This window comes from Cecembia calidifontis, from assembly GCF_004216715.1.
GTDB classification, from domain to species: domain Bacteria; phylum Bacteroidota; class Bacteroidia; order Cytophagales; family Cyclobacteriaceae; genus Cecembia_A; species Cecembia_A calidifontis.
On record NZ_SGXG01000001.1, the window covers coordinates 878,965 to 904,922 of the forward strand.

21 protein-coding genes are annotated in these 25,958 nt (G+C 42.5%); 4 read left to right on the forward strand and 17 right to left on the reverse strand.

The window, feature by feature from the left end; all coding sequences use genetic code 11:
• Positions 1-12: 12 nt before the first annotated feature.
• From BC751_RS03740 to BC751_RS03755, 5 genes are all read right to left on the reverse strand, one after another.
• The gene (locus BC751_RS03740) at positions 13-1,638 is read right to left on the reverse strand and encodes a SulP family inorganic anion transporter (RefSeq protein WP_130274391.1); all 1,626 of its coding nucleotides are present in this window, start codon (positions 1,636-1,638) and stop codon (positions 13-15) included.
• A 12-nt stretch (positions 1,639-1,650) separates the two neighbouring features.
• Entirely contained in the window at positions 1,651-3,528 is a 1,878-nt protein-coding gene (locus BC751_RS03745) for a proton-conducting transporter transmembrane domain-containing protein (protein WP_130274392.1), read from the reverse strand.
• 3 nt (positions 3,529-3,531) lie between these two features.
• On the reverse strand, positions 3,532-6,027 hold the full coding sequence (locus BC751_RS03750; RefSeq protein ID WP_130274393.1) for a YbcC family protein: 2,496 nt from the start codon (positions 6,025-6,027) through the stop codon (positions 3,532-3,534).
• A gap of 21 nt (positions 6,028-6,048) precedes the next feature.
• On the reverse strand, positions 6,049-6,213 hold the full coding sequence (locus tag BC751_RS21835; RefSeq protein WP_165389787.1) for a hypothetical protein: 165 nt from the start codon (positions 6,211-6,213) through the stop codon (positions 6,049-6,051).
• A gap of 151 nt (positions 6,214-6,364) precedes the next feature.
• Positions 6,365-6,727: a hypothetical protein gene (locus BC751_RS03755; RefSeq protein ID WP_130274394.1), complete on the reverse strand. Its 363-nt coding sequence runs from the start codon at positions 6,725-6,727 to the stop codon at positions 6,365-6,367.
• A 189-nt stretch (positions 6,728-6,916) separates the two neighbouring features.
• Here BC751_RS03755 and ppk2 point away from each other — a divergent pair, with 189 nt between their 5' ends.
• Both ppk2 and BC751_RS03765 read left to right on the forward strand, forming a co-directional pair.
• Positions 6,917-7,795 carry a polyphosphate kinase 2 gene (ppk2, locus tag BC751_RS03760; protein ID WP_242617356.1) on the forward strand — a complete coding sequence of 293 codons (879 nt, stop codon included), beginning with the start codon at positions 6,917-6,919 and terminating at the stop codon, positions 7,793-7,795.
• 2 nt (positions 7,796-7,797) lie between these two features.
• On the forward strand, positions 7,798-8,571 hold the full coding sequence (locus BC751_RS03765) for a polyphosphate kinase 2 family protein (RefSeq protein WP_130274395.1): 774 nt from the start codon (positions 7,798-7,800) through the stop codon (positions 8,569-8,571).
• Between the two features lie 78 nt (positions 8,572-8,649).
• Here BC751_RS03765 and BC751_RS03770 read toward each other — a convergent pair whose 3' ends face one another.
• The 9 genes from BC751_RS03770 to wecB all read right to left on the reverse strand — a co-directional run bounded on the left by BC751_RS03770 (position 8,650) and on the right by wecB (position 18,715).
• Entirely contained in the window at positions 8,650-10,119 is a 1,470-nt protein-coding gene (locus BC751_RS03770; RefSeq protein ID WP_130274396.1) for a pyruvate kinase, read from the reverse strand.
• A 122-nt stretch (positions 10,120-10,241) separates the two neighbouring features.
• On the reverse strand, positions 10,242-11,012 hold the full coding sequence (locus BC751_RS03775; RefSeq protein ID WP_130274397.1) for a hypothetical protein: 771 nt from the start codon (positions 11,010-11,012) through the stop codon (positions 10,242-10,244).
• A 226-nt stretch (positions 11,013-11,238) separates the two neighbouring features.
• Positions 11,239-12,741: an Omp85 family outer membrane protein gene (omp85, locus tag BC751_RS03780; RefSeq protein WP_130274398.1), complete on the reverse strand. Its 1,503-nt coding sequence runs from the start codon at positions 12,739-12,741 to the stop codon at positions 11,239-11,241.
• Between the two features lie 24 nt (positions 12,742-12,765).
• Positions 12,766-14,139, reverse strand: coding sequence for a magnesium transporter (gene mgtE / locus BC751_RS03785; protein ID WP_130274399.1), 1,374 nt, complete (start codon positions 14,137-14,139; stop codon positions 12,766-12,768).
• Between the two features lie 4 nt (positions 14,140-14,143).
• Positions 14,144-14,860 carry an MgtC/SapB family protein gene (locus BC751_RS03790; RefSeq protein WP_130274400.1) on the reverse strand — a complete coding sequence of 239 codons (717 nt, stop codon included), beginning with the start codon at positions 14,858-14,860 and terminating at the stop codon, positions 14,144-14,146.
• 197 nt (positions 14,861-15,057) lie between these two features.
• The gene (locus BC751_RS03795; RefSeq protein ID WP_130274401.1) at positions 15,058-16,425 is read right to left on the reverse strand and encodes a sensor histidine kinase; all 1,368 of its coding nucleotides are present in this window, start codon (positions 16,423-16,425) and stop codon (positions 15,058-15,060) included.
• Positions 16,422-17,114, reverse strand: a complete 693-nt coding sequence (locus BC751_RS03800) for a response regulator transcription factor (protein WP_130274402.1) — start codon at positions 17,112-17,114, stop codon at positions 16,422-16,424. Before BC751_RS03800 ends, BC751_RS03795 begins: the two co-directional genes overlap by 4 nt.
• A 27-nt stretch (positions 17,115-17,141) precedes the next feature.
• Positions 17,142-17,621: a cupin domain-containing protein gene (locus BC751_RS03805; protein ID WP_130274403.1), complete on the reverse strand. Its 480-nt coding sequence runs from the start codon at positions 17,619-17,621 to the stop codon at positions 17,142-17,144.
• On the reverse strand, positions 17,621-18,715 hold the full coding sequence (gene wecB / locus BC751_RS03810; RefSeq protein ID WP_130274404.1) for a non-hydrolyzing UDP-N-acetylglucosamine 2-epimerase: 1,095 nt from the start codon (positions 18,713-18,715) through the stop codon (positions 17,621-17,623). Before wecB ends, BC751_RS03805 begins: the two co-directional genes overlap by 1 nt.
• A 169-nt stretch (positions 18,716-18,884) precedes the next feature.
• Here wecB and BC751_RS03815 point away from each other — a divergent pair, with 169 nt between their 5' ends.
• Positions 18,885-19,550, forward strand: coding sequence for a hypothetical protein (locus BC751_RS03815; RefSeq protein WP_130274405.1), 666 nt, complete (start codon positions 18,885-18,887; stop codon positions 19,548-19,550).
• An 8-nt stretch (positions 19,551-19,558) separates the two neighbouring features.
• Positions 19,559-21,250, forward strand: a complete 1,692-nt coding sequence (locus BC751_RS03820) for a capsule assembly Wzi family protein (RefSeq protein ID WP_130274406.1) — start codon at positions 19,559-19,561, stop codon at positions 21,248-21,250.
• On the opposite strand, the gene BC751_RS03825 is transcribed toward BC751_RS03820, so the two are convergent.
• The 3 genes from BC751_RS03825 to BC751_RS03835 form a co-directional block, all read right to left on the reverse strand.
• Positions 21,251-22,570 carry a serine hydrolase domain-containing protein gene (locus BC751_RS03825; RefSeq protein WP_130274407.1) on the reverse strand — a complete coding sequence of 440 codons (1,320 nt, stop codon included), beginning with the start codon at positions 22,568-22,570 and terminating at the stop codon, positions 21,251-21,253.
• A gap of 69 nt (positions 22,571-22,639) precedes the next feature.
• On the reverse strand, positions 22,640-25,072 hold the full coding sequence (locus tag BC751_RS03830; protein WP_130274408.1) for a TonB-dependent receptor: 2,433 nt from the start codon (positions 25,070-25,072) through the stop codon (positions 22,640-22,642).
• Positions 25,073-25,295: 223 nt separating this feature from the next.
• A complete protein-coding gene (locus BC751_RS03835) occupies positions 25,296-25,898 on the reverse strand; it encodes a superoxide dismutase (RefSeq protein ID WP_130274409.1) in 603 nt (200 codons plus the stop codon).
• Positions 25,899-25,958 lie beyond the last annotated feature (60 nt).

Genomic DNA, 25,958 nt, shown 5'->3' on the forward strand with positions numbered 1-25,958 from the left:
TTTTTATAGTCCTTAGGCTTTTTTGATTGCTTTTCTTGCTGAAAAGGAATGGTCGCTGAGTTTCTTCATATGGTCCATTCCCCGCATTTCAAACTTACCTCCCTCATGTTCATAATCATGCTGATAATGATGGAGATTTTCCATCACCGTATGATCTACCAGGTTGGCATTGGAAAAATCAAGGGTAAGGTGTTTGCCTCTTGGAAGGGCATCCAGAGATTTCTTCAAGAGGATATAATTGCTGAAAACGGCTGAATGGAATACGTCCACCACATATTCGTCCTCCTTTACACTGACTGTAAACAATGGTTTGAAGACATGTTTGAGGGGCAAGCCATTGATTAAATGGAAAACAAATTTCAGTAGTATTCCGGCTGCAATTCCCAAAAGCAGATCAGTACCCAAAGTTACCAGAACGGTAACGATAAAGATCAAAAACTGCTCTTTACCGATTTTATAGGTGTTATAAAACTCTTTGGGAGAAGCCAACTTGAATCCTGTATAGATCAGCATGGCTGCCAGGGCTGCCAAAGGAATCTGATGGATCAGCAATGGAAAGAAAGCAACGAAAATCAACAGAAACAAACCATGGAAGAAATTGGACCAGGCTGTTTTTCCACCATTGTTGATGTTGGCAGAACTCCTTACAATCTCGGAAATCATGGCCAATCCTCCGATAAGTCCTGAAATAATGTTTCCTATGCCCACACCCACAAGATCCTTATTCATGTTTGCTTTCCTTTTATAAGGATCCAAGGTTTCAGCAGCTTTGGTACTCAAAAGTGACTCCAAGCTGCCGACCAGTGCAAACATGATGATGTATTTGATGGAAGTTATGGAAAAAACCTGGCTGAAATCCGGAAAAGTTATGGCTTCAAAGAGGTTTTCAGGAAGAGTTACCAAAAATTTTGGTCCGATGGTATATTCATGGCCATCCAGAAATAGGTATTTATGCTCATGCTCCAGATCAAAATACAAACCCATGGGTATGGCGACCAAAATCACTATGAGCGGGGCTGGTAACATTTTAAGGTATTTGTTTTTGAATAGGGGAAACAAAAACATAATCAGTAAGCTCACGATTCCGATCAGGGCTATTTCCGGATTGATTTCCTTAAAAGCATGGGGCAGTTCCGCAAACAGTTCCAATGTTTCACTTGCCTCAGGTTTCACTCCGATAAGGGTGAAAAGCTGCTTGGCAAAAATGATGATACCTATCGCCGCTAACATGCCATGGACAGCTGCCGAGGGGAAGAAATCGGCCAAAACCCCCGATTTCACCCAGCCAAAGATCACCTGTAGGATACCCGCAGCGACAATCACCGCCAAAGTAAGTTTGTAGCCTAACATGGCATCTCCCTGACCGAGTTCTGTTACCGCCCCAAGGGCGATGACAATAAGGCCGGCAGCAGGCCCCTTAATGGTAACCTGCGAGCCTCCCAAAAAGGTTACGATTACACCGCCTATGATGGCGGCAAATATACCTGCCACGGGAGGAAAACCAGATGCCATAGATATACCCAAACTCAATGGAAGGGCGATAAGGAATACCAAAAAACCAGAAACAATATCAGATTTCCAGTTTTGACGAAGTCCAGCTAAACCTGTTAGAGGTACTTCTATTTTATGCTGTTTCATAACGGTTAATGATCAGGAAGATTTTAATGCTGTAGGATGGTAATTTTTTACATGCGGACCCAAGAAAAGTCTCGCATAGATTCTGATAAGGGCGATGCCCCCGAAGATGAAACTAACGGCATCGAATGCGGCCAACAAGTATTGGTCTTCACGGATATGGCTGAAAAGCAGATCCACGCCGATGAAGGTAGGGCTGATCGGAAAGCCCATCACGCCCAAAGCTGCCAAGAGAAAGACCAAGGCAAGACCGGGATATTCATAGACGTGGCCATAATATTGGTTCAGATCGAAAAATGCAGATTCCTTTCTTCGAAGACGCTCCAATACGGCATATCCAATGATGCCTGCCACCGCAACCCCGCTCAAATAGATGAGGGTTTCGCTGTAATCAAAAGCCTCATTGAAGGACACCGCAAGGGCAATCCAGAAATGGTTGGCCATGACCAGCATCAGGGCCAGCCTGGGGTAAATCCTTTCGGAAAAGGCCTTGAAGACCATAAGCAAACCCAAAAAACCAAAAATTTCAGGCAACCATTCCTTCACTTCTTCAGGGATCAACTCCTGTTGAAAATAAAGAAAAAGGCCCAAGGCATACACCGGCAGGAAGTACAGTAAGAGGTTTTTGGGGGTAAGGAAATCCAACTTTCGACCCAGCTTTTTGATGGGATGGAAAACATACCTGTTCAGGAAATAATCGGTATTCCATTCCTTCAGGGAAAGCAGGTAAAGGCTATACTCCAGCCGTTTGGGCATGGTATCCTCCACACTAATTTGCCGGGGTTTGAAATGGTAAAACTGATCCCTGATCATATAGGCCACCACTGATGGGGAAACCAATAACTGGTAAGTTCTCAGGAAGGCATTGCCTGCAAAGTGAATCAACGCCAAGGTCTCCAAGCCCAGGGCCACTTCTATAAACATAAGCCCTATCTGAGCAATGGAAGCATAAGCAATCTGTGTCTTGATGGTTGACTGCACCCTGGCTATAGGATAGGCGATCACCACCGTAAGCAAACCTGTCAAGCCTATCAAGATCCTGGCAGCTAACTGATGCTCCCAGAAGGGATAGGTCCTTAACAAGAGAAACACCCCAAAATGTACCGACAAGGAACCGTAAAAGATGGCCGAAGAAGGAGTGGGCCCTTCCATAGCACGGGGTAGCCAGGAGGAAAAGGGCAACTGGGCGGATTTGGCGGCAGCCGCAATAAGGAGGCTTATGGCAATGAAAAGCCCTATTCCGCTATGGCTTGCCAAGTGCTCAGATACCAATTGCTCATCCAATAGCTTGATGAACGTAATGTTCTCATGCCAAAGGTGATGGCTTGCCCACATGGCTAAGATGATCCCTATATCCCCAATTCGGTATATGGTAAATACCTTCACAGCATTCCTTACCGGCAGATACCTTTCCCTGTAAAAGGCGATAAGAAGAAAAGAGGAAATCCCCAGCATCTCCCACCCCAGGAAAAGGGTCTCGAAATTGCCTGCCAAAACAGTCAGGTTATAGGCCAGATAAAAGAAGAGCAGCGTATTGAAAAAACGCTTATAGCCCTCCTCCATATGCATGTAAAACCTGCTGTATCGGGTGATCAGGAAGGTCACAAAGGCTCCCACCCAGAGAAATACGGCTGTTGTTTTGTCGAAATAGAAATCCAGCAAAAACTGATAATGCTTATTGTTATAGATTTCCATTTCAGGAATATTGAGGGGTTTCATCCCTCCCCATATCCAATGCACGATAAAGCCTGTGATGGCCAGCAATTGCACCGTGACTGTCCCAAAGGCCAGGTTGGAAAAACCTGTTTCCTTTTTTTCGGGAAGCAGCAGGGCAATGGCAAAAGCCAGGAAAGGCAAAAGGACGAAAGCACTGATGATCATTTGATTTTCCATGGCTTAAGCGATGATGTAGACAGGTAGGTTTTCTGAGCTGGATTCCAGAATGTCATCCAGGTTATGCACGGATTCGATATGCTTTGTCAGTGGTACATAAGGCACAAAAGACCCCTGCTTAAAGACAAAAGCTTCCTTGGTTTCAGGATGGATACAGACCAGTTTGACCCAATCGTTAGCAAACCACTCATAGGTAGGTGCATGGGACTGTATCGTTTGTAATAAGACCTCTGGAAAATGTTCCACGGTAATCAGGATGCGCAAAGGATCATGGATATTGACCATTTGCAGGGGAAGACCGGTACGAAGGTCTCCGTCCATGCCATTGGCTACCCCAATCAGGCCCATAACATTATGGGGAAGTTTACTTCCTGCACCGAGGCAGTCATTATCCACTTTCGAGAAATAATATTCCAAATTGATCCCTCCACATACTGGAGCGACGGCCTTGAGGATACCAAAAAGGTATTTTCCATCAGGGTCTATGCTATGGTCATAGGAATTGAGGAAAGCCCTTTTGTCAAAGAAAAGGTGTCTATTATTTTCCCTCTTCCCCACTACACAAAGCGCATTGGTGGCATGGTTCCATTCGGGACGGGTCACGAAAAGAGACAGTGCCCTTTTCTTGATCTGTTCATGGACTTTTTGCGGCTCTTGACTGGAATCAATTGTGTGGAACCTTCTGGATCTTTCTTTGGCATTGTAGGCCAGGGCAATTTCAAAAGTCTGTACATTCCTTTCATGCAGTAGACGATGAGATTCGTCCAATTGGTCCAGGTCGTAAAATTCCATCTCATCCCGGGTGGTATCGTGGAGACCTCCCACAAAACTGGTGTCTGCCGGAATGAGCAGCCCTCGTTCTGCCAGCAATTGGCGGACTTCTGGGTTATTTCCAATGGATGCTGCTACACGGGCATTGACCGAACCCGAACGGCCACTACAGGCCCCACAGTCATAACCGGCATAGTGGGTATTATTGACAGAGCTGGCCCCATGTCCAAGTACATATACCAAAGGACCAAAGTCTTTGACAAGCCCGATACTTTTCAATAATCCCTCCAGTGCATCTGCCATCTCTGTCAGGGTGAACCCAACCTGAAGGCCATGATGGGTATGCTCAGGATGATGACAAACAATGCTCAATTTTCCTTTGGGATCCATGTGTTTAAAGGAAGATACCATAGCAGGCGTCTCGGAGGGGTAGAAAATACTCTTGGCCATTTTCAATGCGGACCAAAAACCCATAGTTTGGGAAATGGCCCATCCTCCAAATACTCCTTTACTGTGCTTGCTGAAATGGACATCCTTTTCATGCCTCATTTTGGATTCCGTCTCTTTGATCACATGCTTGGGACTGACAGGAGCGGGACAGACTTTGGTCATAAACTTGCCATGCTCCGGTTGGAAATAGAAGGGGAGGTTGAAGAAACCCGCCGTACCAAAGGTCTGAGCGTCCGGTGCAAAGCGCTCAACATAGCGACGAATGGAACAAGAACGGTCATCTATACAGAACATGGCCTGGAAAGAGGGCCTGCTTTTGATGAAGTCCTCTGAATGGCTGAGCTGAAGTCCTCTCACCACCTGGTCATAATAAGTCCATTCCATAGCTTCCTGCCACAGGCGGTGGATATCAAACCATTGGGAATACTTACTTTCCTCGAAGAGCCGTGGAAGATCAGCAGGAATATGCGGAGCCAAGGAGGACCAATTGCCGTCCCTTCTACGGTCCAAGGCATCGATCTCCAAGATACATTCTATAAATACCAGGTCATGTAGGGAAACCTTTCTTTTATCAAGTAGGGAAACTTCCTGGTGCTCAAGGACAGCGACCATACCGGACCAACCCGGATGGGCAAATTGCTGGTCAAAGAGGTATTGCCCGTACCATTTGGAGTCCCCTACCAATAATTGGAGTAGATCTTCCAAGCGGGTAGCCCTATCAAGAAGCAGCTCTCTGGCCCTTTCGCTTTTGATCAAGGTACTGAAACTGTTCTTTTCTAAAGTCCTTAAACTTGCCAGTAGTCCTTTTCCCTCCAAAGGAAATTTCCAGATGGCTATCCCTTGGTCCAAATAGGCAGAGACCAGACGGAAAAGTGTCTGATGTACTTCTTTGTCCAGGTTAAGGTTATAGGCTTTTCTCCACAGTTTGCGGATTTGTCCGATCCTAGGCTCCGGATAATCTTGTATGGGATAATCAAGCAGCAATTGCTTCCAATAATCGACTTGCTCCTTTCCTTTGTGTTCCTCTATGACCCTATCAAGGATCTTGGGATGGATCTTATTCTGATGATAAAGTTCCCTAAAGTTCTGCAGGTTCCAATAAACTTTATACCCGAAATTTTCTGCAGCCTGCTGCAAGGCTTCATGAAAGGGCAGATGCTGAAAGGCATGCAGGGTATTGTGGTGCACAAAATCCTTCAAAGGAGCCTGTGCGGGAAGATAATGTGACAGTTCATGCAGAACGGCATGAATCCCGTCATCGGAGGTTTTCCTTGTCATGATAATAGCTATTGCTTATTTTTAATTGAGGCTAAAATCGGGTATAAACTCCTTCAGCGCTATTAGCCTTCCCTTTGGATCTTCAAACACTGTCCTTACCTCAGGAAGACAAAAAACAAATAGGGGGCTGTATGACTTCAGGTAAGCATTTTCCTGAAAAATCAAATCCTTTCCTAATTTATTCATTTTTTCTTTCATTTATAATATGTACTGATATTCTTTCTGGGCTATCTTTTGGATCCCAAAACAAATTTTTCCCTGATGCATCAATTGCCAGGAAATCAGGCCAAAGCCCTCAATTAAAATCTGGAGAGAAAAAGAAGGGCAATGGGAAATATTAAAATGAAAGGGGTATTTTCAGGTTATGGTACAAAATAAAACCTGGGACTTTTTGAAAATAAATTCCAAAATAATGTGCTGAAACAATATTGCTTAAATTTCTAATTAATTGTTTTGTTGGATTTTGAAGTACGAAGAGGTTGTTGGGAAAATCTGATTTTTCCTCTTTCTCATTGACCTGCTCTTCAACAATCAGGGCGCTGGTTTCAGAATAAACATTTAAAAAGTCCTGATGGGCTTTATCAACCTTGGTTTCCGTTCCAAAAAATACCTGGCCTAATTCCTGATATGTATTGGCTGATAAAATATTATAAGTGCAAAAAAGTGCCAAAATGAACATTTGGACAATCTTCTTATTCATCAGAAATCTGGATTGATCATTCATTTTGCTTTCAGATACCATGCAAAGGTACGTCATTTTGATATTCAACAAATTTTGTACCGAAAATAATTTCAAAATATCAATAAAAATTTTCAAGGGTTTAAATCTGTTTAGATTTTGATCGAATTCTAAAGGTATTTGCCATTTATTTCTTAATTTGATACAGAAATGAATATTGTTTTCTGCTTTAATCCTGTTTTTATGTTCAACAAAGAAGATCTCCTCCAGGTAAAGACCAGAAAGGAACTGGTTGAGTTGGCCAAGAAGAAAAAAATAAAGCTTAAAAAATCCATAAAGAGGGCCAAGTATGAAGATGAGTTGCGATTACTACAAATAGAACTGGCACATCTACAAAACCATATAGAAAAGAACCAGCTAAGGGTAGCCGTCTTGTTTGAAGGAAGGGATGCGGCAGGAAAAGGGGGATCCATCAAAAGGTTTGTAGAGCATCTAAATCCCCATACCTCAGGAGTAGTGGCCTTAACTAAGCCCACAGATGTGGAGCGTGGACAGTGGTATTTCCAAAGGTATATAGAAGTACTTCCCAATAGGGGAGAGATAAAATTTTTTGACAGGAGCTGGTACAACAGGGCTGTGGTAGAACCGGTGATGGGTTTCTGCACAACTCCCCAATACAAAACATTTATGGCGCAGGTGCCCAATTTTGAGCATATGTTGTATGAGGATGGCATTTATATCATTAAGTTTTGGTTTGATATCACCAAGGAGGAGCAGAAAAAGCGTTTTGAAGCCAGAAAAAATAACCCCCTCAAAGAATGGAAGTTCAGCCCTGTGGACATGAAGGCTCAGGAAATGTGGGATGAAAATACCAAGTACAAAGAAAAAATGTTTACCAATACCCACACTGCATTCTGCCCTTGGATCATTGTCGAAACCAACGACAAAATAACTGCAAGACTTGAAAGTCTACGGTACGTTCTTTCCCAGTTTGATTATGAAGGAAAGGGGAGTTCGGGAGCCAATTTACTCACTGACCCAAATGTGGTGTACCGTTATTTCAGGAAAAACAAAAACCTTGACTTATAACCATGGAACTGACTAAAGAAGATGTAAAAATTTTGAATTCGAATATAGGCCTCAAGCACTTGCTTGCCCATAAAAAAATCAACCTGCAAAAAGCCTTGTCAGTGGCAAAGTATGAGTTGGCCTTGCGGGAAATTCAGGCGGAATTGGTACGGATGCAATTGTGGATAATTGCTAATCAAAAAAAAGTCATGGTCCTTTTCCACGGAGGCGATTCTTCTGAAAAGAGTGGGGTCATTCGTAAAATCCTCTCCCACAATAATCCCAGGCATTATAGAGTTGAAGTAAATCTGCCCCATCAACAAAGCAACTCCAATGGGGAGTGGTATTTTAAAAAATTTGTGGAAAAACTTCCCCAAGGTGGGGAAATGGTATTCTGGGACAGAAGCTGGTACAATAGGGCCATCATTGAACCTGTGCATGGATTGTGCACGCAAGAAGACTATGATCTTTTTATGGGGCAGGTCAATGAATTCGAAAGAATGCTCTATGAATCAGGAATACAATTGATCAAATTTTACCTCAATTTCAGTAAGAAGGAACAGGCCAAAAGATTGGAAGAAGTCAAATCAAGTCCCCTGACCAAATGGAAAATGACCCCATTTGACGAGCAATCGAAAGAACTTTGGGCAGAATACAAGTCTTATAAAGAGCGGATGATTGCCCATACCCATACCGAAATTGCACCATGGATAGAAATTAATAAGGAGAAAAGGGAAGAGGAAATGATAGAAGCAGCAAGGCAACTCCTCAAACTTATTCCGTATGACAAAGGCTAATCAGGTGAAAACTCATTGACCCAATATCCAAGTTAAAATGGAAGCAGGAATAATTGGATTTTAGGATTGCAATGATCTTCAGGTAGCAAAGAATTTCTGGGCAATTTTCAGAGGCCTTAGGGTAAAGCGCTTCTTGACCCGATGGGTTGAGGTCCTGTGGATAACATCTCTAAGGGTCTCCATCACCTCTATCGTATAATCGCCTTTGTTGATCATGACGCATTCTGCCATAGCAGCATGTCCGGCATCTGTGATTTCTGAGCGGGTCGCCATTCCGGACTTATGTAGATTTTCCAACACCTGAGTGGCCCAAACCACCGGTACATGTGCCGCTTCACATATCCACAAAATCTCTTCCTGAATTTCTCCCAAGCGCTCAAATCCAATCTCTACTGCCAAATCTCCCCTGGCAATCATCAGGCCAAATACCTGTTCTTTCATTCCCTCGAGCAAAAGGGAAGGAAGGTTTTCCACAGCCTCCAAAGTCTCTATTTTTATGATCAAATGTGGATAACTTTCAGAAAGCTCCCGAAGCGCCTGACGCAGTTCTACAATATCCTCAGCAGTCTTTACAAAGGAATATCCGACCAAATCAGCATTTTCAAAAATAAATGGAAGACATGCCTTATCAAAATCCGTCAATGCCGGAACTTGTAGAAAAGAATCCGGGAAATTGATACCTTTACCTTCCTTCAGCAGCTTCTTTTTGGAAGAAATTCTCACAATTCTAAGTCCAATTCTTTCTTTTTTAACTTTTTCCACAATACAACGGATCGCCCCATCATCGATGAAAATACGGTCTCCCTTCCTCAATTGGTGGATAATTCCGGACTCATTCGGACTTATTACAATTTGTGACTTATCTGCTTCTGATTCATCTTCCACCAACCAGATTAGCTGACCTTCCTTGATTTTTACTTTCCCTTTATCCCTGCCTTTACCTAGAATTTGGGTCCTGATTTTAGGGCCTGCCAAATCCATATAAATCTTGCAGGGAATCCCAGTCTGTTCCATGGCTTTTTTTACCTGATTGATCATTCTCGACCAGGTATCTTCATCATCGTGGGCACAGTTGATCCGGGCTATGTTCATCCCATTCTGCAGAAGACTTTTGACTTTGGCATAGTCATCGGCAAATTCCGCATCAAAGGTGACCATCAAATAAGGCATATTGGCTTCGGACTTCTGACCAAAAAGCTGCCGACTCTTTTCTCCCATTTTGAGTTTGCTAAAGGCAAAAGTGCATTGGTCCAGGTCCCGCTCCTTGTAAACATAGCCCAGCCTCTCCCTTATCGCCTGAACCTGCCTCAGGATATGTCCTTCCGAACTCGCTAATGATGAAAGCCCATAGATATGCAAAAGGTCCTGAAGTTCCCTGATGTCAAGATTACGAAGGGTTAAATAAGACAAAAGGTTTTTGGCAGAAACAACCTGACCCTCATGCAAAGAATTCAAAAGGCTTTGTTTGGAGGCAACGGTTTCATTCATGCTACTTTCCAAGTGCATGATCTGGGTTTTGATGAATTCTAAATCAGAAAGGGAGTCCATGGTACATAAAAAGCATGTACTAAGGTACCGATAATTCACTTGCCCCTGAAAAATATCATGTTAACTTTTTAGAAAATTAAAAAACAGTCAGAAACCTAAAATCAAGTTCAGGTGGTTCTGAATCAATATAACTTTTGCAGCTGATTGGTAAAATATAGCAGGTCTTTGCTGATCAAAGATAGCTGAGATTCCAATTGATCTAACATTTCAGCCCTAGCCTTGAGTTGTTCTGGTGAGTAGGCTCCCCCATCAGACAGCACCACAGCAATTTCTTCCTCTTTCAAATTATATGTTTCCCACCTTTTAATCAGTTGTTCCTTCAAAGAAACTTTTTCATCACTGTGCTTTTTGCTATTGAAATAATACCAAGTGGAGGGAGGAAAATATTCAGGTCTTTCCTTTGAAAAGTAAACATCCCTCAAAATATTCTTTGGGTGATTAATGAGGATTTTTCTATCCAATTTCAATATAGAAAGTCCAAGAAAAACCTCTGTCAGCCCCCCTGCTATCCCTAAATACTCTGCCCAATCATTTTGGGGATTATCTGCCATCAAAATGATGCCTGCCCCAACACCTACAACAGCACCGGTAACTATAGCAGCCACAGTCAGATTTCTCTCTTTTCTCCTTAGCTCTTTTTCCATATAAGATGCAATCTGACCCGCTTTTTCTTCCTCACAATCAATAGCTGCCATTAACGATTGAAGTTCAAGGTTCATTTTCAAAACTTTGGCCATCATTCTAGTCTTGAGTTCCAGCTTTTCAAATGACTCTAATTGATTATCGAGAAATTTTTCTAGGTCATTAACCAAATTGACAGCAATAGCCATTTCAATCACTTTGCTATCAAAATTATTCCTAAGATTCGGTCCGATCCTTAGGGAATCGGACAAAAAGCTACCATCATTGCCCTCAAAATATAGACCCTGAAGACATTCTGCTTGAAAGGGTGTAGGACTTGTTATAACCTTATTGCCGCTACAAGAGCAGAATAGAAGGATGGAAAGGAATAAAATTGGTCCAAAAGTTATGAAAAAAGAAAAACAGCTACCTCGTTTCATCATGGATACAAAGTAGCTGTTTTTTAGTAATCCGTTCAACCCGTTGACAGTAATTCATTTAAAAAATGTGCCCAAAACCGAAGAAAAATTGCCCACCTTCCCTACTTTGGGCATAATCCAACCTCAAGATGGTAGACTGATTCCAGGCAATCCTTCCGCCTATACCAGGAGCTCCTCTAAAATTGTTCAATTGCACATCACTTAAGCCTTCCCAGACTGTTCCAAAATCATAAAAAGGCGTCAAACCCAAGGCAAAATGCTGGTTGAAGGCATTGAAGTCATGAAGTCTTGCCCTCATTTCCAAATTGACCAATCCGACAGTGGGCGCTAAGAACCTGGCTTCCCTAAATCCCCTAACTGATCTTCCTCCTCCCAATACTAAAATCCCTCCGGCCTCTGCCTGAGAGGAAAGGTCCCACATCTCAATAAAATTTATCCTTGGCCCGAAAATATGCCCAAAGGCAGCAAGTCCTGCAAAAGTCAGTCTGTTACGTTCATTTTTCCATCGATGGAAAGTGTGGATAAACTGGCCCTGAAGCATAAACTTGTTGAAGTTGAACTGTGACCCCAGCCAAGGAGCGGAGTATTCATGGGAATATTGAAGAAAAACCCCTTTGGAAGGATCCGGTTCCAAATCCCTGGTATCATAAATGATTGCACCGGCCAGCATGCTGGTAAATTGAAACCTGTCCTCAAATCCGGCAAGATTGAACCTGTCCCAGGTACCGTCATTTTTCTGCCTGTTGACCAAGGTCTCTCTTTGGATGGCTTCAACCTCTGTTCCGTTGGGAAGGAAGGCAGTCTCAGCAATCCTTCCGGTATAGTCCTCAAAAGCTGTGAACAACATCTCATATCCAAACATCAACCTTAACTTCCCTCCCATTTCTACACGTTCTCCCAATAAATTGAAGAGCTTCTCCCGCTGGATAAACTGGTTGAAATGGGTATCGGTCTGTAGCCTTCCACCATTTCCGGGAACAGCAATTTTCAGGTTATCTTCGTAGGCATTGACCCTGTTGAATACCCGGACAGGACCATCACTTCCTTCGGATTTGTCCGAAAAAGTCAGCCGATCTAAAAACTGACGTCCAATCCCCCAATATTGGGCATTGGGATCTTCCCAAAACACGGCATCAGCCCTGAATCTCCATTTAGAATTTAGGAAATAAGGAACATCAAGATTTAAGGCAGCTTTTACACGACCATTCTCAAAAATAAAAAATTCTGTATTTAAACTATAGCGATAAGGAGTGTAGTAAAAAAAAGGGTCATTTTCCGTCTTATTCTGAAAGAAGAATAAATTTCCACCTACACCAAATCCCCTGATCGGGTCAAATTCAAACCTAGGCAATCCTGTGACAAAAAAGCCCTGTTTCTTGTTGAGAATATCTTCTTTAGAAAGTCTTTTCTCGGATGAGATTTCAAAGGGTAGAGAAATTGTGTCCAAAATGCTCAACCGATGAACATTTTTATGCTCAAAAATTTCCCTATTTGTTAATTTTTGCTGGGCAAATGCAGTTCCGCTTAACAGCAAAACCCAGATTAGAATTAGCTTTTTCATGAAATGGAAGTTTAATAAATTGGTTTATAGTTCTAATAATGATACTGTTACTGTGAAATAGATCAACAGACCGGTTATATCTACTACTGTTGTGATTGCAGGTGAAGCAGCTACCGCAGGATCACCCCCAAACCTTTTGACCAACAAAGGCAAACCTGCTCCAATACAAGTAGCTGTAATTACCTGCAAGGATAGCGCTGTGCTGATGACAAGGGCAATTTGAATCAAGGTATATTGCTCGGGAATACTTGTTTCCCAACTAAGAAAGAGCACTTTTAGAAAAGCCAGAACTCCCAAACAAACAGCAAGAAGACTGGAAATTTTAAACTCCTTAAATACAATTGTGAACCATTGATTTGGGCTAATTTGTCCTAAAGCCAAAGCCCTTACAATCACGGTGGCAGCCTGTGATCCTGAGTTACCCCCTGTATCAGCAACCATCGGCATATATAGAGCTAGGATGATTAAAGCCTCAAGTGTAGATTCAAATCGATGAATAATCATACCAGAGATAATACCAACAGCAGCCAATGAAATAATCCATACTACCCTTCTCCTGAAATGCTGCCAACTACTTGTTACCATGTAATCCTGCTCTGCATTTTCGGCCATGATTCCCATGAATTTTTCCATATCCTCTGTATGTTCTGCACGGATTACTTCAATTGCATCATCTTGAGTAACAATTCCAACAAGTTGTCCGGAATGATTCAAAACCGGAATAGCCAAAAGGTCATGGTCTTCTATTTTTTTTGCAACAATTTCCCTGTCTTCATTTACATACGTAGCAATAAATTGGGAATGAAGAATATCTTGTATCAGCTTATTAGGAGCAGCCAAAATTAGATCCTTAAGTGAAATAAAGCCTACCATTTTCATCCTGTGGTCCACTACATAGATATAATAGATCATTTTCTTTGAGGGGCTATCCCTTCTCACCTTAGCCAAGGCAGACTCTACTGTCATTGTAGCCAAAACTGTGGCAAAATCTGTACTCATGATTCCGCCCGCAGTTTCAGGAGGATAGGCACTTAGTTTTAATACATCTTCTCTTGCCTCTTTACTCAGGTAAGGAAGTATTGCGGCCTGTTCTTCTTGACTCATATGCTGAAAAAGGTCACATCGGTCATCAGATGCCAAATTTTCAAAAAGAGGGGCAAAACGCTTTTTGCTTACTTTTTGAAAAAATGAAAGTTGCCTCCTGATATCAAAATGGGAAAAGATCTTAGATTGACTTTGAAGATCAAAGTAGTCCAAAGCCTCTAATATGGTGGCTTCTTCTAAGGGTTCTAAAGCTTCCGATACCTCTACCAAAGTCATTTTTTGAAGTAATGGGATCAATTCCCTGACTTTTTGTTTTTCTGCTGATAAAATCCAAGTTTCCAGGTCCTTTTTCATAGATTTACTGTTCGTTTTGCTGCCCTTGGATTTCCCAACTTACTTCCAAGACGCCGTATTCTAATGTCAGTTTACCTGCCAGATTTTCCATGATACTATCCCTGTTGCCATTGGAAACAACCTTAGCCTCTACATAAGAATGCTGTGGATTACCATTGTCCCTACTTTTGAGTGATTGGAGGCGCAAGCTGTTATCTGACTTGATAGTTTCCAAGAGCATTACCCTGAGGTGGTTTTCAACTTTGTCCAAGCATTTGATCTGAAAAAGGTAAAAGAATGTTCCGTTAGCGTCCTCTGCAGGAGTATTGGGAATCCTGCTAATCTTTCTTCCAAGTGGTCTAAGTCCAAGGTGGGCAAGCATAACTGCTCCAGCGGTAACTGCTGATTCGGCAAAAAGCCCAACTCCTGCCAAAGACCCTACTGCCGCAGAACACCATATAGTTGCAGCTGTATTCAGTCCCTGAACATTGAACCCGTCTTTCATAATAACCCCGGCACCCAAAAACCCAATACCGGTCACAATCTGTCCGGCTACCCTGGAAGGATCACCTGAATCTCCTGTTAAAGAAACGGACAGTAGGATGAATGCTGCTGCCCCCATTGACACCAAAGTATTGGTCCTAAGTCCCGCACTTTTCTGTCTCCATTGCCGCTCAAAGCCTATGGCTGCTCCAAGCAATAGGGCTAAATTTAACCTGATGATAAACTCAAACAATGACATATTGACCTCCTTTCTGGATTAGGAAATTGATTTTTACCTAAGCCTAAAAGGCAGGTAAAAAATCAACAATTACACATTAATGATGGGGGAATGGGTTCCATTAACTTGTCTATTGAAATCTTTTACAAAGATACGGACATTGGGCTGCTGACAGTTTTAGAAGACTCTTAGAAAAAAATTAGAAAACAATTAGAAAGCTATTTCACTTTGGGCAGGCTGAGGGTAAATGTAGCCCCTTTTCCCGTTTCGGATGCTAAGCTGATCTCTCCATTATGCTGCTGGATAATCTTTTGGACGAGGGTAAGACCGATACCTGTTCCCTCGGTGTAGCCTTTGTTTTTTCCCCTGAAAAATGGCTTGAATATATCTTCCTGCTCTTCTTTAGGAATCCCAATGCCTTTGTCTCTGAATTTGATCCTAACCCCGGAAGGGCCTGCAGCTATTGAAATCTCACAGCTTTTATCCTCTGAAAATTTACAGGCATTTTCCATAAGATTGGAAAATGCAATGCCCAGGAGGTAACTGTTGCCCCAAACCGTGATGGCTTCCTCCTCCACTTCTCCTTCAAAATCAAGGTGGATCCTGTAAGCTGGATTTTTTTGCATGACCTGCTGACTGGACTCCAGCAATACCTCGTCCACACGCACCGGCTTGAAATGGATTTCAGAACGGTCATAGCTGGCCTTGGCAAAATCCAGCAAGGTACTCGCCAAGCGGGCAACTTTCTGACTGTCCGACAATACCTCCTCTATGGTCTGTCTGTATTGTTCCTTGGTTCTCTCCTTATCCAGACTCAGCTCCAGATCTGTGATGATGGCCGTGAGGGGAGTCCTCAGTTCATGGGCCACATAGGAGACAAACTGCTTTTGGGCATCGAAGGATTTTTCCAACCTTTCCAACATCTGATTGAAAGTTTGGGCCAATTGACCCAGTTCATCCTTTGAATTATATTCCTGAATCCTCAAATCAAGATTAGAAGCAGATATGTTCTGGGCCTCCCTGATTATCCCTGCGATGGGGGCCAGTGATTTTCTTGAAAAATATTTCCCGATCAAAAAGATAATCGCCAGACCAAGGAAAAAGCTGACCAACATGGTATCCCTCAGGTTTTCAAGTTTATTGAAACCATAAAAATCATAGGCCGCGGCAGTTATGATGTAATGCTCTTGATCAAATTCAAAATCAAGGCCTATGACCTGCCATTTGTCCTGGATAAACCTGATTTTCTTTTTATTGCTTATTTCCTGAAGCATTTCCGGGGTTTCCTTCACAAAGTCAATATCTACTGCATCATGATAAATCAAATCCATTCTGGAATTGTAGATGGCTACCTCCACTTCATAAAGAATTTCCCTGTTTTTCCTGTAAATGGTTTGGAGTGTTTCGGCATCTAACTGCGTATCCAATAGCAAATTGGCTTTGGTTATGGCTTCTTTTTCCAGAATGTTATAAAATTCATTCAACCGGTTGGTATAAGCAGAAAAATAAACAATCCCAATAAAGAGCAGGAGTATTCCGGCTGCCAAGGCCGTAAACATCAAGGATATCTGTTGCTGTAACCTCATGTTTTCTGTAGCAAAAAGCCCATTCCCGAGCGGGTATGGATCAGTTTATCTTCAAAGGGTTTGTCCACTTTTTTCCGGATGTAATTGATGTAAACATCTATAAAGTTGGTACCGGTATCGAAATTTACTCCCCATACTTCGCGGGCAATCTCTTCCCTGGAAAGTACACGCTCTGGATTTTTAACCATATACTCCAAAAGACTGTACTCTTTGGGTGTAAGGTTGAGATCAATCCCTGCTCTGCTTGCTTTTTTCAACTGGGAATCTATTTGAAGATCCGCGTACACGAAAATGGATTTCTCAGCCTGTTCTGCTACTCGGCCGGATCTTTTCAACAAGGTCCTTATGCGGGCATGAAGTTCCCTAAAATCAAAAGGTTTGACCAGGTAATCATCTGCCCCCGCATCAAACCCTTCAACTTTATCATCGGTCGCTCCCAATGCCGTCAACATGATGATAGGGATTTGGGTATCTTTTAACCTTATGGATTTTGAAATATCCAGTCCATTGACTTTAGGTAAGATGAGATCGGTAATGATCAGGTCAAACCCTCCATTTTCAAACAATCGGAGACCCATATCTCCGTCAAAGGCTTGGGTCACCCCATATCCTCTCTCCTCCAGACCCTTTTTAAGGACTGTGGATAACCTTTCATCGTCTTCAATCAGTAAAATCTCTGCTTTAGACATAAGGGTATTGCTGAAGATTTATTCCAATTAAGTCAATTTGTGGATAATTTCAAGCGCTTCCGGCCATTTCTCCAACAATTCTTCTTTAGGCACTAACCTGAAATCTTCGAAATCAAACCCTGGGGCTACCACACAGGAAACCAAACTATAGCTTTCCTCCTGATCCACTGTTGATCCAAAAATGATTCCCGTTTTTACCAGTTGGTAGGGCAGGTGACCCTCCTTATCCGATGGCCCGACCAGGAGTTTTTCATAGCCCTTATCAGAAAGCACATGAACAGTAAGGGGGCTTCCCTCATGAAAAAACCACATTTCATCACTTTTTATTTGATGGAATTTGGAGGAGTTATCGGAGGTCAACAAAAAGTAAATACAGGTCATCAGACTCCGGCTTCCATGATCTGTAGAAACTTCCCAATCAGACCGGTACGTTTCAGCATAATACCCCCCTTCTGGATGGGGCTTCAACTGAAGTTGCTCCACTAATTCCTTTATCCTCTGGTGCATTAGCTATAAATTTCAATGATTTTACCCACAATTCTTTCAGCCGTTTTACCATCCCAATAAGGGATCCCCTTGTACTTTTTCCATTCGCCACGCATCAGTTTTTCCAAATAAGGTTGGAGGTTTTCTGGATTGGTACCAACCAATTCGTTTGTGCCCAATTCAATTGTTTCCGCTCTTTCTGTATTTTCTCTGAGGGTAATGCAGGGTATGTTCATAACAGAAGCCTCTTCGGTAATCCCTCCGGAATCAGTAATGACACCTTTTGCATTTTTGACCAGATAATTGAATTCCAGATAGGACAAAGGTTCTGTCATCAACAGATTAGGGTCATTGATGCCCAGATTTTGGAGGTTTTTGGCTGTCCTGGGGTGTACAGGGAAAATAACCGGAAGGCCTTGGGTGCCTTCCATGATGGCATTGATCATTTCTTTGAGTTTTTCTTCCTGGTCCACATTGGCGGGTCTGTGCATGGTCATGACGAAATATTGCCCCGGCTGAAGCTTGTCAAAGGCTTCCCCATCCGGCTTACGGAACTTTTCCATATTTGCCATCAGGGTATCAATCATGGTATTGCCCACAAAATGGATACGGCTTTCGGGAAAGCCCAATTTCCTGAGGTTTTCATTGGCAATTTCTGAGGTGGTAAAGAAATGGTCTGTGATGCTGTCGGTAACCATCCTGTTGATTTCTTCGGGCATACTTAAATCCCCTGAGCGGATACCTCCTTCCACATGGGCCACATCGATCACCAATTTTTTGGCTGCAATCGAACAAGCCAAGGTAGAGGTTACATCCCCAACTACAATCACCAAATCCGGCCTATTGGCCATCAATTCTTTTTCAAAAGCCACCATAATGGCCGCAGTCTGTTCGGCCTGCGTGCCTCCACCCCCTCCTAAATTGGCGTCTGGTTCAGGGATATTGAGCTGTTCGAAAAAATCCCCAGACATTTTTTTATCATAATGCTGACCTGTATGGACAAGCCTGTAAGAAATGGGGAAACCCTCTTTTTGCTTCGCCTTAATGGCGTGCACGATGGGAGCGATTTTCATAAAATTTGGCCTGGCTCCAGCAACCAACGTGAGTTTGATCATCAGAAAAACAATTAATTAATCAAGCGCAAGTTAATCAAACCTCTTTGTACCGCCAATTATCCATATTGAAAGCGCATCCTGAGCTGATTTTCGAGAATATTTCGTTTATTTGCAGACGTTGGGTAGTTTTGGAACTGACGTTCCAACACGTATTAAATTTATTTCCAAAATGTTTTTAAGATTTTTCCGGACTTCATTGCTGCTTTTATTCTTCTTATGCATTGGATTTTTCCATTCATCTTGTTCTGACACCCTGGAATCCCAGGTTGTGGTTTATTCCAATAATTTTGGCCTATTGGATTTAAGGGGCTTCGAAAATGGAAGGCTTTTTATTTTTGAAGGGGATACCTTACTGGGGTTTTACAATAATGAGGAGGTATCTGTTACCATCCCCGATCTCCCCAATCACAACATATTGAAAATTGAAGTGGAAGTATTCGTTCATGATAGTTGGGACGGGAATCCAGATGATGGATTAAGTGGGCCGGATTTTTGGTACATGAAAGTAGATGAAGAGGAAATTTTCCGTACGACTTTTTCTAACTCACCCTGTGAATCCACTTTTTGTTTGAGACAATCTTTCCCTCAGGAATATTTCAGGCAGAACTTCCCCAAAACCGGAGCTATTCGGACAGACCTTCCCGGACTTTGTCTCTTCGGTGCTTTCCAAAACTACACGACTGTTTATAGGATCAGCAGGCTGGTGCCCCATGTCACTAACAGCGTGAAGGTTACTTTGGGTGATGAACTCAAACAATTGAACAGCCCTGACCCATTATGCGATGAAAGTTGGTCTGTGGGGAAAATTGAAGTAACGGCAATGGTTGTGATATGAGTAGGAACATGAAAACACTGAATGTCTATATTTTCTTCGCTCTGTTGCTTTTTTTGGGAAATTGGGCCTATGCACAGACCATTCCGCTCAACACCCCTGTATTGGAAGAGTACATGAGGAGGCAACAATTGTTGGGTAGACTGAATGAAAATGCATCTTTTGCCATTAGACCCCTTCATCCAGCCTATGCTTTTGACCGTCAAAATGGTTTAGATTTGGACAGCACTTTTACTGATTTGAATACGTCGCAAGTACATCAAGTATTTGGAAAGGATAAGAATGACTACCTTTTTGTTATGCCTGTCACTTTACGGACACAGTTCAATTCTGATTATGCTTTTGGTCTGAATAATGGAGCGATGATTCCGAACAGGGGATTTCAACATTTGGTAAGTGCCGGTGTATTTTTAAAGGAGGGAAAATTATCCATACAGTTCCAACCGGAAATCTTACATGCCCAAAACAAAGACTATTTGGGATTTCCCATAGAACATCAGGCCACCATTCTGTATTACTATGAGTATATGAACCGGATTGATATGCCTGAGCGCTTTGGTACCGGGCCTTATACCCGTATCCTTCCAGGTCAGTCCAGTATACGGTTTAATCCCGGTGATTTCTCATTTGGGGTTTCAACAGAAAATCTTTGGTGGGGGCCTTCCCGCCGTAATTCCCTTATTCTGAGTAATAATGCCCAAGGTTTCCTTCATTTCACGGCCAATACCTTGAGACCTGTGGAGACGGGCATTGGACACATTGAAGGGCAGATGATTGCGGGTCTTTTGAACAGCAGTGGATTTCTTCCGCCACATCCGGGATACCATATTCAGGGCAACCCTGTTCTGATGCCCAAAAGGGAAAATGGGGACAGGTACTTATCTGGTATTATCTTAAGTTATCATCCCAAATGGGTTCCAGGCTTGTTTTTAGGCTATTCAGCCACCAACCATTTGTATATGGAGGACATGGACAGATTGGGTGATTATGTTCCTTTTTTCAATGGGCAAAAAGGATTGAACAATGTAAGGAATCCGATAAGGGATAAAAGACAGCAGTTCAGCTCCGGCTTTTTCAGATGGATCAGCACTGAAGGTCATTTTGAATTTTACGGGGAATATGGCACCAATGGCAATAGCAGGAGGTTTTCAGACTTTATCGTTACTCCGGAAAGGAACCGGGGCTTCACCCTTGGATTCAGTAACCTGATGCCATTGAAAAAGCAGGGGCAGTTCCTACAGATCAGCGCAGAAATGACGCAGACCGGTCAAACCATTAGAGAAAGCATCCGAAACTTGGACACCTGGTATATTCACAACCATGTACGTCATGGATATACCCACAACGGACAGGTACTGGGGGTAGGATACGGTCCGGCAGCGAATGTGAACTGGGTAGAAATCGGTTGGGTAAAAGATTTCAGCAGGATTGCACTTCATTTTGAGAGGATCGTTTACAACAACGACTTCTACTATTTTAGGTATGAGGCATCTAAAGACTGGAGAAATAAATATGTGGATCTGGTGCCTTCTTTAGTCGCAGATTGGAGATTTGGAAACCTCTTGGTACATGGCAACTTCCAATATGTCAATACCCTGAACTATATGTGGTTCTTGGAAAACCAGCCCGACCAGTATTTTGTGCCGGGACTGGATAGAAAAAACTTTGTGGCAACTGTGGGAATTAGCTACATTTTCAAATAATCATTTCTTCTTCAATACGAATTTCATCCCCGATTGGGACAAAGTCAGCTGATCATTTTCCGGCTGAAATTCAATAGAAAGATTGGCCAATCGGAAGACAAAAGTAGTTCCCTCATCATGCTCCAATAAAAATTCAGGTTGGCCGGTGGCCTGTGCCATGAGTGCCAGCTTCTGTCTTCTGATGGTAATATTCAAAGGAAAACCAGGAGCCCCGTAAACCCCGACAAAAGCATCCAATTCCTCTGCCGTAAAGGAAACATCGGAGAATTGTGGAATGTCAAAATCCTTTCCAAAAAATGCGCTCAACACGGCAATGGAAATCTGATTAGGATCCATATTGGCCCCGTTCAAGGTAAGTGAATAGGCGAGGTCTTTCTCTGGAAAGTAACTTAAAGAAGCCATGAACCCATCTATGCCCCCATCATGGCCATAGGCAAATTGATCATAAAAAGGAAATTTAAATATTCCGCGTCCGTAATCGTCCCTCAATTCTGTCATTTGGGATAGACTGGCTTCACTGATTAATTTTCCCTCAAATAATGCCCTAATAAAAACCGCCAAATCTCTAGTGGTGGAAACAAGCGCTCCAGCCCCTAAAGGAATGGACATGTCTGTAATACTTTCCTGTTCCCATTCCCCCAAGAATTTATAAGATAAAACCTCCCCTTGGTCAGGTGAAAATTCCTCACCGATGTAGGTGTTATTCAAATCAAGGGGACCTAAAATATACTTTTGCAATAAAGAGGGGTAAGACTCCTGATAGATATCCTCCAAAATCCAGGTCAAAAGCACATAGTTCGGATTAGAATAATTGGCTTTTGTGCCAGGTTCAAATTCACTCTTTCCTTTAAGTATTATCTGATACAATGCTTCTCTTGACTTAGGGACTGTATTCCAGGTCAGGTAATCCTGGCTTGAGGTAAAGCTATAAATACCACTCCTGTGGCTTAGCAGATCACTCACTGTTATTTTTCCGGCATTGGTCAACTCTGGGAAAAAGCCTTCAATACTTTGCGCCAAATTGATCCTTCCCTCCTCTATGGCCTTGAAAACAAGGACCGAAGTAAATGTTTTGGTTATAGAACCCACCCTAAATTTACTTTCTTTGGTTAAGGGAATTTTTTTGCTACGATCTGCATAACCAAAGGACTTCTGGTAAATGGGTTCCCCACGATAATAAAGTAACACCGAACCCATCACCCTATCATTGGTTTCCAAAACATCAAAAAACTCATCCAATTTGGCCCTATTAAAGTCTTGAGCAATCACTGAAGCCATAGTGACTCCGATTAGGGTAAACATTACAATCGCCTTTTTCATAACAGTAAATATTAGCTCCAATACTCTAAATTTAAAAACTCCTCCCGATTGGCGGGAGGAGTCCTAAGATTAATCCAACCTGTTTCTTTCTTCAGTGCTTCCGCTTCTATTGGACACCCTGAAGCTTTCTCCTTTGGCAAACTTATACCTGAGGGTGAATCTAACTCCCTGTGTATTGCGGTATTGTCTGAACTGGGTATCGATATTTTCAAACTGAACATTTGCCCGGATCACCTGACTGGCCAATAAATCTGTTCCATTGACCGTCAGGGTCAGTTTATCCTTCATCATACTTTTGGTAATTCCCAGATCTACCCATCCAAATCCTTTTATTGTTGCCTGTCCATATTGTGCTGGGCCGATGTACATCCCCATCAATTCAGCTCTGAATCCGGCTGGAAGATTGAAATTGTGTTGTGTCCTCAAGGTAAAGGATGTCTGTGATACATCCAACAGTGCATCACCAATCAAAGATTTCCAAGCTGAGTTGGTTACCTGAACCATATTGCTGGTATTCCACCAAGGGCGAATTTCAACCGGGATCATGGCCCTGAAATTCCAGGTCTGCGCCTTGTCCAGGTTGGCGGTATAGGTGGTCGTGGTCCTTGTTTCTTCATCTTGGGTAAATATCTGCTGGAACACATCATTGGTCAGGGAATAGCCCAAGGTGAACTGATAGGAACCTTTTACCACGTGGTTCATCTCCAGGTTATGGGCGTACTGAGGGCGCAGAAGTGGGTTACCTTCTTCAGTGGTCAGTGGGTCTATGTAAAACACAAAGGGATTCAATAACCTATAATTTGGCCTGGTAATCCTTCTGTTGGCATTGTAGATGATCTGATAATCTTTGCTGACCTTTTGCTGAACACTTAGGCTTGGGAATAGGTCAATATAATTTTGCTTATTGACTTGATCCAAAGTCACAGAGTTTCCTGTGATATCAGAATATTCAGTTCTCAAACCTGCCTGGAAACTTATATTTTCAGAAAATTTGCTTTTATAAGAGGCATAAGCGGCCAATACGTTTTCTTCATAAATGAAGTGATTGGAGTTGGGGTCCCTTTGGAAAGGCTCATCTTCTATGGCTTTACTCAGATCAAGGTTATTGTCAGACTTGACCCAGCTACCTTTCAAGCCACTTTCGAAAATACGGCCTTTACCTAATGGCCGGATGAAATCCACTTTTGCAGTAAATATGGTATAATCCATTTCATTCATGGTCAGGATAAAATCCCTTGCAGCGAGAGGTTCATCGTCATTTATCCAATTCCTATTACTAAGAAGCGAGTTGGAAGAGGAGGCCATCTTGGTAAAATCGATATCCGATGTCAACTTGGTTCCTAAGGAATCCAATACGCCCACATAATGGAAATTACCAAAAACTCTCCTGTTTCTAGATGCTCCATCATTAAAGGATCTCAGGAAAAAAACATCCTCCGTTCCGGGATTATTGATATCAGTCAAAGACCTGCCGATATTTTCCCCATTGTATTCAGATGCCTGAACCGTTACGCCAACACTGTGATTGGAATTGATTTCATAATCACTTCCTCCGTTAAAGAAAAGGCTCTTGTTGTATGTAGTTATCTTTCCGTCTTGGTGAAAACTGGAAACCCCCTGCTCCAACTGGAAATTGCGGTTGATGTCCAACTCATTGACAAAGTTGAATTCATTGTAGTTGAGGCTGGCCTGATTGGTCCATTTTCCTTTTTTGATATTGAGTGAAAGGCCGGCATTTGGACCAAAGATACCATTGTACATACCACCGGCACTGATATTACCGAACATGCCATCAATATTGTTCTTTTTCAGCCGGATGTTGATGACTCCTGCTCCACCCTCTGCATCAAATCGGGAAGGCGGATTGTTGATGATTTCAATGCTTTTGATATTATCTGCAGGAATAGATCTTAAGAACTGGGCAAGATCAGCTGCACTCATGTAAGTTTGTCTGTCATTGATCATCACGGTGACCCCTGGTCTTCCGTTAAGATTGATTTGATCATTTTCATCAACATAAACCCCTGGTGATCTTGCAATTACTTCCAATGCCGTATTGCCATCAGCCAAAACAGAGCCTTCCACATTCACGATGGTTTTATCTGCTTCCACAATGATTTCCGGTCTTGTGGCCCTTACGGTTACTTCAGATAGATTTCCCGCCTCTTCTTTGATGGTAATCAAACCAAAATCCTTATTAGTGCCCGGCTTGATATCAAATGGTTCGGTCTTGAAGGTTTCGAAACCTATGGAAGAGACCACCAAATGAACCTTTGCAGACCTTGCAGATTCGATCAGAAACTTTCCGTCATCACTTGTAACCGCACCGGTCAATAAGGCTCCGGACTCGGTTTCGACCAATGCCACATTGGCAAAAGGAAGGAATTCTCCCTTCTCATCAGCCACACGGCCTGTAATCAGGGAAAACTCCTTCGCTGCCAAGTTGCTCATTCCTAAAAAGAAGGCCAAAAGCGCTACAAATACTTGGGTTGAGATTTTCATAAAATAGTTGGTTTAGTGTTCATCGTACTATGCCAAGTCACATGAAAATCTAGTGCCATTTCAAAAAAGCAGTTGTAAATCATTGATTTACAGCGTTTTTTGAATTTAAAAAAATCACAGGTGTATCATTAGCGAACACTTGAACCGTTCGGTAAGGGTACAAAAAAAGAAGCCTTGGGGTCTTCCCCAAGGCTTGTATCAATCAACTAACAACATCTATTTATTATTTTGCGGCAGCGTATCTCCTGCTGACTTCATCCCAGTTGACCAGGTTCCAGAAAGCACTGATGTAGTCAGGTCTTCTGTTTTGATAATGCAGGTAGTAAGCATGCTCCCATACGTCAAGACCCAAAATTGGTGTTCCTTTTATTTCAGCCACATCCATCAGTGGGTTATCTTGATTAGGGGTAGAGCTAATTGTAAGGCCATTGGCAGTAACCGTCAACCAAGCCCATCCTGAACCGAATCTTGTGGCAGCTGCTTTGCTGAACTCCTCCTTAAAAGCTTCAAAAGAACCGAATTTTTCATTGATCGCATCCGCCAATTCGCCTTGAGGAGTACCTCCTCCTTTTGGAGAAAGGATGGTCCAGAACAAGTTGTGATTGTAGTGACCGCCACCGTTGTTTCTTACAGCAGTATTGGAACCGGCAACTAGCATCAACTCCTCCAAGCTTTTGTTTTCCAAATCTGTACCAGCAATGGCATTGTTCAGATTGGTAACATAGGCATTGTGGTGTTTTCCATGGTGAATTTCCATCGTGCGCGCATCAATGTATGGTTCCAGCGCATTAAAATCATAAGGTAGTTTTGGTAGTTCAAAAGCCATTTTTATCTCTTGTGTTTATGGTGAAACATTAAAATTAAAAATCCATCAGGATTTATAGTT

Coding starts and splice junctions, on each gene's coding strand:
- BC751_RS03740 (WP_130274391.1), bottom strand. CDS start 1,638: ATGAAACAGCATAAAATAGAAGTACCTCTAACAGGTTTAGCTGGACTT.
- BC751_RS03745 (WP_130274392.1), bottom strand. CDS start 3,528: ATGGAAAATCAAATGATCATCAGTGCTTTCGTCCTTTTGCCTTTCCTG.
- BC751_RS03750 (WP_130274393.1), bottom strand. CDS start 6,027: ATGACAAGGAAAACCTCCGATGACGGGATTCATGCCGTTCTGCATGAA.
- BC751_RS21835 (WP_165389787.1), bottom strand. CDS start 6,213: ATGAATAAATTAGGAAAGGATTTGATTTTTCAGGAAAATGCTTACCTG.
- BC751_RS03755 (WP_130274394.1), bottom strand. CDS start 6,727: ATGAATAAGAAGATTGTCCAAATGTTCATTTTGGCACTTTTTTGCACT.
- ppk2 (WP_242617356.1), top strand. CDS start 6,917: ATGAATATTGTTTTCTGCTTTAATCCTGTTTTTATGTTCAACAAAGAA.
- BC751_RS03765 (WP_130274395.1), top strand. CDS start 7,798: ATGGAACTGACTAAAGAAGATGTAAAAATTTTGAATTCGAATATAGGC.
- BC751_RS03770 (WP_130274396.1), bottom strand. CDS start 10,119: ATGGACTCCCTTTCTGATTTAGAATTCATCAAAACCCAGATCATGCAC.
- omp85 (WP_130274398.1), bottom strand. CDS start 12,741: ATGAAAAAGCTAATTCTAATCTGGGTTTTGCTGTTAAGCGGAACTGCA.
- mgtE (WP_130274399.1), bottom strand. CDS start 14,139: ATGAAAAAGGACCTGGAAACTTGGATTTTATCAGCAGAAAAACAAAAA.
- BC751_RS03790 (WP_130274400.1), bottom strand. CDS start 14,860: ATGTCATTGTTTGAGTTTATCATCAGGTTAAATTTAGCCCTATTGCTT.
- BC751_RS03795 (WP_130274401.1), bottom strand. CDS start 16,425: ATGAGGTTACAGCAACAGATATCCTTGATGTTTACGGCCTTGGCAGCC.
- BC751_RS03800 (WP_130274402.1), bottom strand. CDS start 17,114: ATGTCTAAAGCAGAGATTTTACTGATTGAAGACGATGAAAGGTTATCC.
- BC751_RS03805 (WP_130274403.1), bottom strand. CDS start 17,621: ATGCACCAGAGGATAAAGGAATTAGTGGAGCAACTTCAGTTGAAGCCC.
- wecB (WP_130274404.1), bottom strand. CDS start 18,715: ATGATCAAACTCACGTTGGTTGCTGGAGCCAGGCCAAATTTTATGAAA.
- BC751_RS03815 (WP_130274405.1), top strand. CDS start 18,885: ATGTTTTTAAGATTTTTCCGGACTTCATTGCTGCTTTTATTCTTCTTA.
- BC751_RS03820 (WP_130274406.1), top strand. CDS start 19,559: ATGAAAACACTGAATGTCTATATTTTCTTCGCTCTGTTGCTTTTTTTG.
- BC751_RS03825 (WP_130274407.1), bottom strand. CDS start 22,570: ATGAAAAAGGCGATTGTAATGTTTACCCTAATCGGAGTCACTATGGCT.
- BC751_RS03830 (WP_130274408.1), bottom strand. CDS start 25,072: ATGAAAATCTCAACCCAAGTATTTGTAGCGCTTTTGGCCTTCTTTTTA.
- BC751_RS03835 (WP_130274409.1), bottom strand. CDS start 25,898: ATGGCTTTTGAACTACCAAAACTACCTTATGATTTTAATGCGCTGGAA.